Below are 13,992 nucleotides of genomic sequence, written 5' to 3'. Positions count from 1 at the left end.
CTTCGGAGAAATAGACTTTTACTGTTGATGATTCACCATCCCTCAACTTGTAATTGCTAGAGGCACGACAAGCCAGATTTATAGCTAAAACCAGGCCGACAAATATCATTTTGGCGATTTGATAGATTCGATTATAATTAGAGGAAAAGAAGGAGATCGAGATGGTTACAGGAGCGATTAAAAATAAAGTAGATAAGATCTGGGATGATATGGCTGCGGGCGGAGTGACGAATCCGCTTACCGTGATCGAGCAGCTGACGTATCTTATGTTCATCAGGTCTCTGGACGAGAAGGAGCTGGAAACCGAGGCGTTTGAGAATATGACGGGCAGTCAGATGGAGCATATTTTCCCGGCGTCGGCAGTTGGGCAGTCCATGCGCTGGAGTAAGTTCAAGGATAAGGATGCCAGCACGATTTATGAGACGATGTCGCAGCGGGTTTTTCCGGCCATCAAGAAGATGAAAAACGGCCATCTTCCGGACTTCGATGCGACGGGTGAGATGCAGCCGGTCATCGAAGGCGATGATGAAAATGGGGACAAGACGGCATTTGCCAGATATATGGAAGATGCGATGTTCCTGATTCCGACGCCGCAGGTGCTTCAGAAGGTGATCACCGGCCTCGATGATCTTTACGAGCATGATATCACCGATATGGATATGCAGGGTGACCTCTATGAGTACATGCTGGGTAAGCTGTCAACGGCGGGAAGAAATGGTCAGTTCAGAACGCCTCGGCACATCATCAAAATGATGGTAGAGCTGATACAGCCGACACCGGATGATGAAATCTGCGATCCGGCGTGTGGTACAGCCGGATTTCTGGTGGCAGCTGCCGAGAGCATCCGTGAACACTATGAGAGCACGATGACCGAGGAGCAGTGGAAGAAGTACGAGAGTACCGCTTTCACCGGATTCGATACGGACCGTACGATGCTTCGTATCTCGGCGATGAACCTGATGCAGCACAGTATCAGTAATCCGGAAATCGATTATAAGGATAGTGTTTCGAAGCAGAATGAGATCAGTGGGAAGTATTCGATCATCCTGGCGAATCCGCCATTCAAAGGGACCGTGGACACCGAAAGCATCAATGACAATCTGAAGGCGGTGACGAATACGAAGAAGACGGAGCTGCTGTTCCTGGCGCTCTTCCTCCGTATGCTCCGGAAGGGCGGTCAGTGTGCCTGCATCGTACCGGATGGTGTACTGTTCGGCTCGAGTAAGGCCCACCTGCAGATTCGGAAGGAAATCGTGGAGAATCATCAGCTGCGGGCAGTGATATCGATGCCGTCCGGTGTGTTTAAGCCGTATGCGGGTGTATCGACGGCGATTCTCGTCTTCACGAAGACGGGCGCCGGCGGAACCGAGGATGTCTGGTTCTACGATATGAAGGCGGATGGCTTCAGTCTCGACGATAAGCGCTCGGAAATCAAGGAGAACGATATTCCAGATATCCTCGCACGTTTCCATCATCTGGAGGGCGAGAAGGAGCGCGAGCGTACAGAGCAGAGCTTCTTCGTGCCGAAGAGTGAGATCGTGGAGAACGGATATGATTTATCCATCAACAAATATAAGAAGGTCGAGTACCAGGCGGTCGAGTATGAGCCGACGGAGGTCATCCTCGGTAAGATCGATGCCCTGGAGGCAGAGATCCAGCAGGAGCTCGGCGCACTGAAGGAGTTATTAAAGCAGGATAAGTAAGCGGTTTGTAGCGGAGGAATGGAAGATGTCCAATTTTGAATTTCTCAAGGATAAACAGGAGTACGCACTCTTCGCACCGGCGGCGATCGAAGCGGAGAAGGTGTTTGCCACCTCTCCGGCGATGTGTGCTATCGGTGCACGAAAGGCACTGGAGCTGGCGGTCAAGTGGGTATATTCTGCGGACTTTTCCATGGTGATGCCTTATAAGGACAATCTGCAGTCGCTGATTCATGAGCCGACCTTTCGCTTCGCGATGGATTCCAACACCTGGGGCAAGCTTCCATATGTGATCAAGCTGGGTAATCTAGCGGTCCATACCGAAAAGAGTGTCTCGGCGGGTGATGCCGTGACCTCACTTCATGGGCTCTTCGAGTTCATCGAGTGGATCGACTACTGCTATGGCGAGCACTATGAGGAGCGCAGCTTCGATGAGGCGAAGATCCCGGCAGAGAAGGTCATCATCGATACGAAAAAGATCAAAGAGCAGGAGAGTCTTCTGAACGAAAAGGACTCGGAAATCGAGAAACTCCGTAAAAAGATCGCGGAGATGTCCGAGCAGTATACGCGTGAAAAAGAGCAGCACGAGAAGGAGCGGAGCTTCAAGGCGGAGGATATCTCTGAGTTCCGTACGCGTAAGAAGTACATCGACCTCGATCTGAAGCTGATGGGATGGAAGCTGACCGGCATCGATCAGGATGTCATACAGGAGTTTCCGGTAGATGATATGATGGGACAAATCGGACAGAGTGGATTCTGTGATTATGTTCTGATGGGCAAGGATCAGCTGCCGCTGGCGGTTGTGGAGGCGAAGCGCACGAGTAAAGACGCCAACATTGGCCGAAAGCAGTGTGCCCTCTATGCAGACTGTCTGGAGCGGAAGTACGGTCGCCGACCGATCATGTTCACGACCAATGGCTTTGACACCTACGTATGGGATGATCAGAGTGGTCCGCAGCGGAAGGTGTACGGCATCTTCGGCAAGGATGATCTGCAGCGACTGATCAATCGCCGCTCGGATCATCAGGAGCTGGATGACATCACCATCGATGATAAGATTACGAACCGCTACTACCAGAAGGAAGCGATTCGTGCGGTCTGCGATCATGTGAAGCAGGGCTTCCGCAAGAATCTTCTGGTGATGGCGACCGGTACCGGAAAGACCAGAACGGCGGCGTCACTGGTCGATGTCTTCAGCCGTGGTGGGTATGTGACCAATGTTCTCTTCCTCGCAGATCGTACCGCACTCGTCAAGCAGGCGAAGGATTCCTTTAAGGAGTACCTGCCGAACATGACGCTCTGCAATCTCTGCTCCAACAAGGATGACAAGAATGCGCGCATCGTGTTCTCGACCTATCCGACGATGCTTAATGCTATCGATGACAGCCGGCGAAAGGACGGAGATCGGCTGTTTACACCGGCGCACTTCGATATGATCATCATCGACGAGTCGCACCGCAGTATCTTTAAAAAATACCGTGCGATTTTCGACTATTTCGATGCGATTTTAGTGGGCTTGACGGCGACACCGAAGATGAACGTCGACCGAAATACCTATGACTTCTTCGAGATGGAGAACGAGGTTCCGACCTATGCCTATGATTACGAAACAGCGGTGTATACAGATCATGTGCTGGTGCCTTACTACAACTATAAGGTGAAAACCGAATTCCTCGAAAACGGCATCACCTACAGCCAGCTGTCGAAAAAGGATCAGGAGCGACTGGAGGATGCGTTTACAGAGGATGATATGGATGTGCCGGATTTTATTCCGTCTGGTGCGCTGAATAAGTTTATCTTTAACTCCACAACCGTAGATATGGTTTTACAGGATCTGATGGAACGGGGCATCAAGATAGAGGGTGGAGAGAAGATCGGAAAAACCATCATATTTGCACAGAACAAACGTCACGCGGAGTTTATACTCGAGCGCTTTAATAAGCTCTATCCGCACTATAAGGGGACGTTTATTCAGCGTGTCATCTGTGACGATGCCTACGCACAGACGATTATCGATGATTTCCGAAATCCGGAGAAGGATCCGCAGATCGCGGTGTCGGTCGATATGATGGATACTGGTATCGACGTACCAGAAGCATTGAACCTGGTGTTCTTTAAGCAGGTGAAATCAAAAACGAAATTCTGGCAGATGATCGGACGTGGTACACGCCTCTGCCCGCATCTTATGTGCACGGATCAGATCGACGGAGAGTACGAAGGAAAGCGACGTTTTCTGATCTTTGATTACTGTGGAAATTTCGAGTTCTTCGAGACACATAAGGAGGGCTATGCCGGCTCCGAAACGAGCTCACTGTCGGAACTGATCTTCATAAAGAAGATCGCGCTGGCACAGCATATGCAGACAGAAGCGTATGCAGAGCCGCGATTTCAGGCGTGGCGGCAGCAGCTGGTGACCGACTGCCAGCGGCTCGTGAGTGCGTTGAATACCGATCTGGTGTCTGTGCATACGCATCTCAAATATGTGGAAAACTATAAGAACCTGGAGGTGTATCAGTTTATCTCGGATGAGATGCAGACGGAGCTGATCCGGGAAATCGCACCGCTCGTGCATATCGAAGATAAGGATGAGTCGGCGAAACGCTTCGATAACTTCATGTATAACCTGATCCTGCAGGACATGGATGGGACGGCGCTGTTCCCGCATCTGAAGGATCAGCTGATAAATATCTGTGAGATGCTGGCGAAGAAGATCAGTATCCCGCAGATCAATGCGAAGCTGCCGGTTATCAAGAAGGTACGATCGGATGATTTCTGGCTCGTGAACGATGTGCTTGAAATCGAACATGCGCGTCAGGAGCTCCGGGATCTGATTCAGTTCCTGACCGGGGGCAGAAGTGCAAAGCCGATTTACACGACACTTGCGGACAGCATCATTGACCGAAAAGAAGGGGAGCAGCTGGACCCGGCGTATGATTTCGTCGATTACAAGAAGAAGGTGAATCGATATATCAACGACCACGGAAACGCGATGTCGATCCATAAGCTGACGCATAATATCCCACTGACGAGCGGCGATTATGAGGAGCTGGAACGCATACTGACGGAGGAGCTGGGCAACAGAGAGGACTACCAGAAGGCGTATGGCGATACGCCGTTCGGTCTGCTGATCCGGAAGATCGCGAAGCTCGATCACGACGCGGCGATGGCGGTGTTCTCTGAGTTCATCAATGACCAGGCCCTGAATCAGAAGCAGATTGCATTCGTGAATAAAATCATCAGCTATATCGAAAACAACGGCTACATGGAGAACACGGACCTCATGAAACCGCCGTTTGATAAGCCGGTGAGCTTCATCAAGCTGTTTGACCCGAAGAGGAGAACAGAAATCCTGCAGAAGATCCAGGAAGTGAAGGAAAACGCGGTGAAGATCGAGGCGTAAGAGGTGAGCAAATGCTGGAATACATAGAAATTTTCATAGTGAATCTGATCATTCCGGCGGTTATGCTTTTCGGTGGATATATGATGAAGACATGTCCGCCGAGGAGTATTTCACGCTGGGTGGGGTTCCGGACGGCGCTCTCCATGAAAAACGCGGATACCTGGGCGTTTGCGCATGCGTGCTGCGGGCGGGTATGGTGGAAAGCCGGATGGATTTCACTGGCACTGTCCGTACTGGTGCAGCTGCCATTTGCGAAGGCCGGCGAGGAAACGCTCGAGACGCTTGCGCTGGTGATGGTGCTTGCGCAGTCCTTCATGCTGCTCGGAACAGTGGTGTACGTGCAGAGAGAACTAAAGTTGATGTTTGACGAGCGCGGGCGGAGACGGCAGTAGAGGAGCCTACATTGGCATGTCATATAAGGAAAAAGCGCTGATCTGCGGGGTGGCAGGTCAGCGCTTTGTTGTAGTTTCAGAAATGTGCGCCAGTCTGTCTTGAAAATACGCATAAAGGGCGTATAATCGTAGAAAGGAATAGTTGATGAAAAACAAAGAATTGATCAAGAAACTTGAACGGGCTGGATTCACGTTCAAAGAGCATGGTGGAAATCATGACAAGTATGTGAGAGGAAACGACGTCGAAGTCATTCCGAGGCATAAGGAAATCAATGAAAGACTGGCTCGTGCGATACTGAAAAAATGGAGACTTATGTGAGGCTCCTTGAATGCTGAGCTTTTAGATTATATGAGGTGATTATATGAATAGATTTCTGGCAAAAGCATATCCGGTTTTAATTAAGCAGGATGAGGATGATTTTCTGGTATATATTCCGGATTTTGATACATATACGGAAGGCAACAGCCTTGCAGATGCTATCGAAATGGCACGTGATGCGATGGGAACGGCTGGGATGGAGTTTAAAACAGAGGATGAGCTGCCGGTGGTTTCCAGCTTCGAGGAAGCTCGAGCGAAAGCAAAGGAAGTTGCAGATGACGAGCTTGATTTTTCGGATGGCCTCGTGACTTATGTGGACATCGATTTTGAGGCGTATCAGAATCGTATGAGAAATAAGTCGGTGAAAAAGAACTGTACGATTCCGTTCTGGTTAAATGAAAAGGCGGAGAGCATGGGCGTGAATTTTTCAAAGGTTCTGCAGGATGCACTTATACGTATCGTGGGCGTATAAGGCACGGGCGGAAAGGGCAGTAGAGGAGCCTGCATTGGCCTGATGGAGCAGCGGGCATCAGAGACAGGAGGTGTGCAGATGGACTGGGTCGATGGAAAGCAGCGGTGCTGCTGGGCGAATCCGAAAAATGAGCGGTACATCCGCTATCATGATGAAGAGTGGGGTGTGCCGGTCCATGATGATCATAAGCTGTTTGAGATGCTGGTTCTGGAGTGCTTTCAGGCGGGGCTGTCATGGGAGTGCGTGCTGAATAAGCGTGAGGCGTTCCGTGAAGCGTTCGATGGCTTCGATCTGGAGGCGGTTTGTGGCTATAGCGAGGAGAAGATGGCGTCGCTACGAAATAACGCCGGGATCATCCGAAATCGTCTGAAGATAGAGGCGGCGGTGACAAATGCGAGGGTCTTTCGCGCGATACAGGAGGAGTACGGCAGCTTCGCGGAGTATCTCTGGCACTGGACGGACGGGCAGGTAGTGTATGAGAAAGGGCGGACGCAGTCGGAACTCTCGGACCGGATTTCGATGGATCTCAGAAAACGAGGCATGAAGTTCGTCGGAAGCACCGTGATCTACGCGTATCTGCAGGCGGTCGGCGTGATCTATGCGCATGATACCGGATGTTTTTTGGAATGGGATGAAGAGAAAAAGCGCTGATCTGCGGGGTGGCAGTTCAGCGCTTTGTTTGTGTAGTGGTGAAGCCCGTGCTCTGGAAGAGACAAGTGTGTGTAGCTGTAGCGATCTCTTTCAGTGGGATGAGCATTGATCACAGGATGGTGATTACTTAAACAGTCGGTCGCGGTGCGGGAGCAGGGCGGCGATGAGGATGCTGCCGAAGAGGACGCAGCAGATGAGTTCGCCGGCGCCGACGGTCAGTGCCAGGAACCAGAGTGCGCCAGGGACCGCGTAGGCATAGCGGAGAACCAGCGGGATGATGATGCCGTTCGAGATGACCGGGCAGAGCGTGCAGAGAAAGCGATGCTTCCGGAGCGCATAGGTTCCGAGGGCACCGAGCAGGGTAGCGAGCGTGCCGAAGATGATGTCCGGCAGGGCACTTCCGGTCAGGATGTTCGCGAGGAGGCAGCCGATGGTGACGCCTGGAATCGCAGCCGGTGTGAAAAACGGGAGGATGGTCAGCACCTCGGAAAAGCGAACCTGGATGGCACCGCTTGCGAGATCGAAGCCTGCGGCGAGCGCGGTCAGTACGATGTAGAGTGCGGCGATCATAGCGGCCTGAACGATGGACAGAATGTTGCGTGAAGTTGTGTGATGATTCATGATGTGATCTCCTTTAGTTTTGTGCGAGTGGGAAGGATGTATCACGCCGGTGGCGGCGATGGCAGCGCATGAAGTCCGGAGCGACATAACACTCGTATTTAATTGTGCATGCGTTACGATAGCATGCGGAGGGGAAAAACGCAATATCCTGGTGCATGATTTCGGAGAATCAGGATCCTGGGTCGTGGGGCGAATCTGGTAGCGACGGTCAGCGTTTTTCTTTTACTATAGAAGATATAAGAATTCACTATGATTAAAATTTCTTTTATTCTTGTAATCTGCTTGATTTTGCTTAAAATATATGATATTTATCGCAGCATTGTCATCGGACGACGTACGTTTCGAGATGTGTGCAGGCTGCACCTTACGCCTGGGCTGCGCCCTGATCGGGCCATCGGCATGCTGCGTACGTAAGACCATATATAAATCAGCGGGTAGAAGAGGAGAACATGGAAAGGCAGGAGAGAGATTCAGCGCATCTGGATCCGAAGGGAAAACGACCGTTCAGAGTACCGATTTATCCGGCACTGGTGTTTATCGCCAGCTGTCTGATACTGGCGGGGGTTTTATATAATTCATATACAGTATATCGTGAGCAGATGGAGCGAATTACGAAGCTGATTACAATCAGTTATGCGGATCGTCTGGCAAACGACCTCGGGCGTGGAATCGCCATCACAGATGCCGTGGAATCGGTGGTTCTCAGTGACGCGGGAAAGATTAATGCTTTCTCAGAGGTGGCTGACAATCTGATGACCGACTACGTGCAGAGTATTCAGCTCGCACCGGACGGGATCGTCACGGAGATTTATCCGGAGACCGGCAATGAAGCCGGGAAGATCGATCTCTTTCAGGATGAACAGCGAGGAGAAATCTGCCGTTACGGACGGGATCACGGTGTCATTACCATGCAGGGGCCGTTTGAACTGAAGCAGGGAGGACAGGGCATCGCGATTCGGAATCCAGTTTATCTGCGGGAGGCCGATGGAAGCAGGACGTTCTGGGGCTTCGCCATCGTGATCATCCGTGTGCCGGAGATATTCAAGGATACCGTAAAGGCACTTTCGGATTTCGGATACGATTATCAGCTGACGATGACGAGCTCGCCACTCTCGAACGAGCAGGCACAGGTGTCTTCGTCTGTAGCGCAGCTGACGAATCCGGTGAACTACCAGTTCCAGATGGAGGGAACTAACTTCTGTCTATCCGTCATGCCGAAGCAGGGGTGGAATCGTCGGTGGATCATGGTGCCGTACCTCATCCTGGGCATCTGCATCATCCTGTCACTGACGGGACTCAGCTTCGCGATGCTTCAGCTCCGACGTCACAGGGATGCGCTGGCGCTGCTATCGGTGACGGACCCACTGACCGGTCTTCTGAACCGCCATGGATTTGATGAGGCGGTACAGAAGCGAATGAAGGCGGATTCATCACTGCCGTGTGTGGGCATGCAGATGGATATCGATGATTTCAAGTTCATTAACGACCTCTATGGGCACGATGTCGGGGATCAGGCGCTGAAAACCCTGGCAGCGGACCTGCGGCAGCATTTTGGCACAGATGCGATTCTTTCCAGGAGCGGCGGTGATGAATTTTCTGCCGTTCTGATCGGAAAGACGGCCGAGGAAGCGAAGCCGGAAATCGAGGCCTTCACCAGTGCAGCACGGTACGTACGTGCGAACGGCAACTGCTATCCGTTCTACATTTCGCTGGGCTATGCGGAGTATCCGAAGGACCAGCGCGAGATTTCGCATCTGATCCGCTACGCGGATATGGCGCTCTATGCCGTAAAGCTGCATGGAAAGCAGAGCTGCGCCGCGTACCAGAGTACCTATGAGACGCAGCAGCGAAGTCAGTTCGGCTTCGCACTGCCGGAGGTGGCCCGGCATCTTCCAGGTGCCTTCCTTATATACAGAGCGGATCCGGACAATGATCAGATCCTGTTCGCAAATCATGAGCTCGTGCAGTTCGCCGGCTGCCGTGATTTCGAGGAGTTCCTCGCGTACACCGACCATCGCTTTCGTAACCTGGTTCGACCGGATGAGCAGGAGACGGTCGAAAAGAGCATCTGGCAGCAGATCGATGCGAAGACGAGCGGAGACAATGACTATGTCCGCTTCCACTTCGTGAAAAAGGATGGCAGCACAAAGCCGGTACTCGACCACGGCCGCATCGTCCAGAACCGCTACTATGGCAACATCTTCTACGTCCTCATCATGGACTGTGAGCTGATCGAGTCCTACTATGCGTCTGTTTAGAAAAATTTAATGGGGTCAGACCCCATTAAGATTTTCTTAAGAGTGAAAAAACGCTGATCTGCGTAGTGCAGGTCAGCGTTTTTGGTATGTCGATGCAGAGAAGTGTCTGGCGCGATTTGCACCGTTTATCATGAAGACTTAAGCTGGCCAGTTCTTCCGAAGTGCAGCGTAGGAGATCAGGAAGTTTGCGAGCCAGCCGGCCGGGACGGCGAGCCAGACGAAGGCGATGCCGAAGCGTGGGGCGAAGATGAGCGCGACGGACATACGGATGGCGAGGTTCACCATGTTTGCGATGAGGAACGGCTTCATGATGCCGAGGCCACGGAGCACACCGTCGGTAGCCATCTTGATGCCCATGAAGATGAAGAAGTAGCCGAGCCACTTCATGTAGCCTGCGGAGACTTCATAGGCGAGGGCGGTACCGTCCTTACCGAGGAAGAGGGCGGAAATCTGCGTATGCAGTGTTTCGATGACGACGAAGGCGAGCACGGCGAAGCAGACGTCCAGCAGAAGTGCAGCGCGGTAGCCTTTTCGTATACGATCGGTTTTCTTCGCACCCAGGTTCTGTGAAACGTACGGGGAGACAGCATTGCCGATCGACACAAACATCAGCGAGAACACATTCTCGACGCGCATGGTCGCGGAGTAGCCGGCGAGCGCCTGGGTGCCAAATGGGTTCACGACGGCCTGGACGATCATCATACCGATCGAGACCGTGGACTGCTGGAGGACCGAAGGCACGGCGATTTCCAGCATTGCCCGAAGCGCCTGAAGGTCGAACCAGGCGAAGCGGCCCGGATAACGGCGCATCCGGCGCAAGAAGATCAGTAGTGAGAAGATGGCAGAGATGCCCTGTGAAATGAGTGTTGCGAGGGCGGCACCGAAGACACCCATGCCGAGGCTCGCCACCATCCAGAGATCCATGAAGATGTTCAGCACGGACGAGAAGATGAGGAGTGCAAGCGGGATGCGTGACTCTCCGATCGAGGTGAACATGTTCGACAGGATGTTGTACATGAAGAGGAACGGGAAACCGAGGAAGTAGACGCGGAGGTAGAGTGTCGCCGTGTCGAGGATGTCAGCGGGGGTCTGGAGCAGGCGCATCATCGGGCGGGAGAGCACGAAGCCGAGGCCGCCGAGGAGGATGCTGAGGACCAGAAAGCTGATGAGTGAGGTTGACACGATCGTTTTCATACGCTCATAGTTGCGTGCGCCGAATGCGCGGCTCACGAGCACACCGGCGCCGACACCGCCGCCGAGTGCGATACAGATGAAGACGTTCGTCAGTGCGGCACAGGCACCGACCGCCGCCAGCGCGGCGGAGCCGACGTACTGGCCGACGATAATCGAGTCGGCCATGTTGTAGACCTGCTGGAAAAAGCTGCCGAGAATCATCGGCAGCGCGAAGATCGTGAGCGCGCGAAGAGGCGCGTCTGTGATGAGGTATTCGTCTTTTGTAGTCATAGCCATGATAGATCCTTCTGAATGATAAGATAAGACTGCTGCGGAGCACGGAGATCTCGATGCTCGTAATCCGCGCGTTCAGGCATATAGCGTAGATAGGATAGCACCGGAGCGCGGACCGACGCAAGCCTGCTTTCATCGACCGTCATCTTAAGAATTTCGTAATGGGGTCTGACCCCATTAAATTTTTCTAAACAGAATCTAAACAGAAGTTTATGGGGTCAGACCCCATAAACTTTCGGTATGTAAAAAATGCTTTGCTTTTGGCGCGACGGTGTATAATAAGAAACACATGGTGTATAGAAAGTGAGGCATGATATGAATTTTTCAGAGTGTATAGAGCAGGCGAGAACGCGCATCGGGAAGTACTGTAAGGCGTGCCTGGAGTGCAACGGGCGTGCATGCCGGAACCAGATTCCGGGTCCGGGCGCGAAGGGCGTCGGTGACACGGCGATCCGCAACTATGATAAGTGGAAGGAGATTCGTCTCCAGATGGATACGCTGGTAGAGAAGCGTCCGGTCGACACCTCCCTCGAGCTGTTCGGAAAGACCTTCCAGTATCCGTTTTTCGCGGGTCCGGTCGGTGCGGTGAATCTGCACTACGGTGATGCGCTGAACGATATCTCCTACAACGACATCCTGGTGTCTGCGTGTGCGGAGCATGGCATCGCAGCGTTCACCGGTGACGGCACGAATCCGGAGGTGATGGTGGCCGCGACCACAGCCGTAAAGAAGGCCGGTGGTCTCGGCATCCCGACGGTGAAGCCGTGGAACATCGAGACGGTGCGCGAGAAGATGGCGCTTGTAAAGGAGGCCAATGCTTTCGCCGTAGCGATGGATGTCGATGCGGCCGGTCTTCCTTTCCTGAAGAACCTGACCCCGCCGGCCGGCAGTAAGTCGGTGGAGGAGCTTCATGAAATCGTAGAGGCAGCGGGTGTGCCGTTCATCGTGAAGGGCATCATGACCGTGAAGGGTGCGCTGAAGGCACAGGAGGCCGGTGCGGCGGCTATCGTGGTTTCGAACCACGGCGGACGTGTGCTCGACCAGTGTCCGGCGACGGCAGAAGTGCTCGAGGAGATCGTGAAGGCCGTGCGTGCGACCGGCAGCGATATGAAGATCTTCGTCGACGGCGGTATCCGTTCAGGTGCCGACGTATTTAAGGCCCTGGCACTCGGCGCTGACGCCGTCATCATTGCCCGTCCGTTCGTGACGGCGGTGTACGGTGGCGCGGAGGAAGGCGTCGAGGCGTACATCCAGAAGATCGGCAGCGAGCTGAAGGACACCATGGAGATGTGCGGTGTGAGCACGCTTGCGGAGATCACGAGAGACTGCGTGCGGGTGTAAAACTTCATAGATTATGTGGATAGCGAGGGGAGCCGGGTGACTGGCTCCCTGATTTTGAAATAAAAAGGAGAAGAGCGTGATGAAGATGACGACGCTGTGTTATATCGAAAAAGAGGGGAAGTACCTGATGCTTCACCGGGTGAAGAAGCACCATGACATCAATGCCGGAAAGTGGATCGGTGTCGGGGGACATGTGGAAAACGGTGAGACGCCGGAGGAGTGCCTGCTTCGCGAGGTGAAGGAGGAGACGGGGCTCGTGCTGACGGCGTATCGCCTCCGCGGTCTCGTGACCTTTCTCAGTGACGTCTGCGAGCCGGAGCTTATGTGTGTCTTCACCGCGGATGCCTTCGACGGCGAGATGATCGAGTGCGATGAAGGCGAGCTCGCATGGGTGGAGAAGTCGGACGTTCTTGCGCTCCCGACCTGGGAAGGTGATCGAGTCTTCCTCGAGCGCCTCCTCTCCGGGGATGAGCGCTTCTTCTCCATTAAACTCCGTTATGAAGGTGATAAGCTCGTGGAAAAGAAGATTACGGATTACTGAATTCTATTCGCAGATCCGGTGATTTCCGGAAAAAAGCATTACGGATGTTGACATAATGTAGGTCATGATGTATATTCTTAATAGGAATTAATCCTATTAAGAAATGGCGGAGGCAACATGGAGAGAAGAAACACCGTGCAGAAAGATCTCGTTCGAAATGCGGTTCTGACGATGAAACGTCATGTGACGGCAGAGGAGGTTTACGAATACGTCCGGCAGGAACACCATGGCATCGGGAAGGGTACGGTGTACAGAAATCTCGGCATCCTCTCAGAGGAGGGAAGTATCCGTCGTATCGAGGTTCCAAATGGGCCGGATCGTTTCGATTTCACATTGCGAAATCACTACCATGGGCGCTGCGTGCGCTGCGGAGAGGTGTTCGATGTAGACATCGACGAAATGCCGGGTCTCATAGAGCGGATCCGCGATCCGCATGGGATGCAGTTCCTGAGTTACGATATCATGTTTAAGGCGATCTGCCCTGCATGTCAGATGCAGGAATGACGAAAAAATCAGGAGGAAAAAAGATGAAGTACGTATGTGATGTATGTGGATGGGAGTATGACGAGGAGCAGGGATACCCGGAGGGCGGTATCGCACCTGGTACGAAGTGGGAAGATGTTCCAGAGGATTTCGAGTGCCCGATGTGCTCGGTTGGTAAGGACCAGTTCTCTGCAGAAGCTTAAAACCCGGCTGTGCTGGAGAAACGGATGCATATCCCGGACTCTGTAGAGGGTGAGAGCCTGAAACCAGGCTGTGCTGGAGAAACGCACAAAGAGTTCTCACCGAAATGAATATGGTATAAAACGAGAGGGACGCCGATTGGCGTC

The 13,992-nt window shown here is 52.9% G+C and carries 13 protein-coding genes; 11 read left to right on the top strand and 2 right to left on the bottom strand.

What is annotated here, in order from left to right; translation table 11 throughout:
* The first annotated feature begins 161 nt into the window (after positions 1 to 161).
* The 6 genes from ACTNC3_RS04065 to ACTNC3_RS04040 all read left to right on the top strand — a co-directional run bounded on the left by ACTNC3_RS04065 (position 162) and on the right by ACTNC3_RS04040 (position 6,934).
* Positions 162 to 1,703, top strand: coding sequence for a type I restriction-modification system subunit M (locus ACTNC3_RS04065; protein WP_441226547.1), 1,542 nt, complete (start codon positions 162 to 164; stop codon positions 1,701 to 1,703).
* Between the two features lie 25 nt (positions 1,704 to 1,728).
* Positions 1,729 to 5,100 carry a DEAD/DEAH box helicase family protein gene (locus ACTNC3_RS04060; RefSeq protein ID WP_441226546.1) on the top strand — a complete coding sequence of 1,124 codons (3,372 nt, stop codon included), beginning with the start codon at positions 1,729 to 1,731 and terminating at the stop codon, positions 5,098 to 5,100.
* Positions 5,101 to 5,180: 80 nt separating this feature from the next.
* Positions 5,181 to 5,492, top strand: a complete 312-nt coding sequence (locus tag ACTNC3_RS04055; RefSeq protein WP_441226545.1) for an SdpI family protein — start codon at positions 5,181 to 5,183, stop codon at positions 5,490 to 5,492.
* A 145-nt stretch (positions 5,493 to 5,637) separates the two neighbouring features.
* Positions 5,638 to 5,811 (top strand): type II toxin-antitoxin system HicA family toxin, encoded by a 174-nt coding sequence (locus tag ACTNC3_RS04050; protein ID WP_441226544.1) that lies wholly within the window; start codon positions 5,638 to 5,640, stop codon positions 5,809 to 5,811.
* 43 nt (positions 5,812 to 5,854) lie between these two features.
* A complete protein-coding gene (locus ACTNC3_RS04045) occupies positions 5,855 to 6,283 on the top strand; it encodes a type II toxin-antitoxin system HicB family antitoxin (protein ID WP_441226543.1) in 429 nt (142 codons plus the stop codon).
* 78 nt (positions 6,284 to 6,361) lie between these two features.
* On the top strand, positions 6,362 to 6,934 hold the full coding sequence (locus tag ACTNC3_RS04040) for a DNA-3-methyladenine glycosylase I (protein WP_441226542.1): 573 nt from the start codon (positions 6,362 to 6,364) through the stop codon (positions 6,932 to 6,934).
* A gap of 123 nt (positions 6,935 to 7,057) precedes the next feature.
* Here ACTNC3_RS04040 and ACTNC3_RS04035 read toward each other — a convergent pair whose 3' ends face one another.
* The gene (locus ACTNC3_RS04035; protein WP_410044211.1) at positions 7,058 to 7,555 is read right to left on the bottom strand and encodes a QueT transporter family protein; all 498 of its coding nucleotides are present in this window, start codon (positions 7,553 to 7,555) and stop codon (positions 7,058 to 7,060) included.
* A gap of 449 nt (positions 7,556 to 8,004) precedes the next feature.
* Between ACTNC3_RS04035 and ACTNC3_RS04030 the strand changes: the two genes are divergently transcribed.
* A complete protein-coding gene (locus ACTNC3_RS04030) occupies positions 8,005 to 9,813 on the top strand; it encodes a diguanylate cyclase domain-containing protein (RefSeq protein WP_441226541.1) in 1,809 nt (602 codons plus the stop codon).
* A 138-nt stretch (positions 9,814 to 9,951) separates the two neighbouring features.
* Here the strand turns inward: ACTNC3_RS04030 and ACTNC3_RS04025 are convergent, their stop codons facing one another.
* The gene (locus ACTNC3_RS04025) at positions 9,952 to 11,283 is read right to left on the bottom strand and encodes an MATE family efflux transporter (protein WP_410042826.1); all 1,332 of its coding nucleotides are present in this window, start codon (positions 11,281 to 11,283) and stop codon (positions 9,952 to 9,954) included.
* A 312-nt stretch (positions 11,284 to 11,595) separates the two neighbouring features.
* On the opposite strand from ACTNC3_RS04025, the gene ACTNC3_RS04020 reads away from it, so the two are divergent.
* From ACTNC3_RS04020 to ACTNC3_RS04005, 4 genes are all read left to right on the top strand, one after another.
* The gene (locus ACTNC3_RS04020) at positions 11,596 to 12,621 is read left to right on the top strand and encodes an alpha-hydroxy-acid oxidizing protein (protein ID WP_410042827.1); all 1,026 of its coding nucleotides are present in this window, start codon (positions 11,596 to 11,598) and stop codon (positions 12,619 to 12,621) included.
* Between the two features lie 79 nt (positions 12,622 to 12,700).
* The gene (locus ACTNC3_RS04015) at positions 12,701 to 13,162 is read left to right on the top strand and encodes an NUDIX hydrolase (protein ID WP_410042828.1); all 462 of its coding nucleotides are present in this window, start codon (positions 12,701 to 12,703) and stop codon (positions 13,160 to 13,162) included.
* 117 nt (positions 13,163 to 13,279) lie between these two features.
* Positions 13,280 to 13,666: a Fur family transcriptional regulator gene (locus ACTNC3_RS04010; protein WP_441226540.1), complete on the top strand. Its 387-nt coding sequence runs from the start codon at positions 13,280 to 13,282 to the stop codon at positions 13,664 to 13,666.
* Positions 13,667 to 13,689: 23 nt separating this feature from the next.
* Complete coding sequence (locus ACTNC3_RS04005; protein WP_441226539.1) at positions 13,690 to 13,848, top strand: rubredoxin; 159 nt, start codon at positions 13,690 to 13,692, stop codon at positions 13,846 to 13,848.
* The last annotated feature ends 144 nt before the right edge of the window (positions 13,849 to 13,992 follow it).

The organism is Oribacterium sp. HCP3S3_B9 (assembly GCF_052064255.1).
Taxonomy (GTDB): domain Bacteria; phylum Bacillota; class Clostridia; order Lachnospirales; family Lachnospiraceae; genus Oribacterium.
Note: the sequence above shows the minus strand (reverse complement) of the source record. Positions and strands in the feature narration are given on the sequence as shown.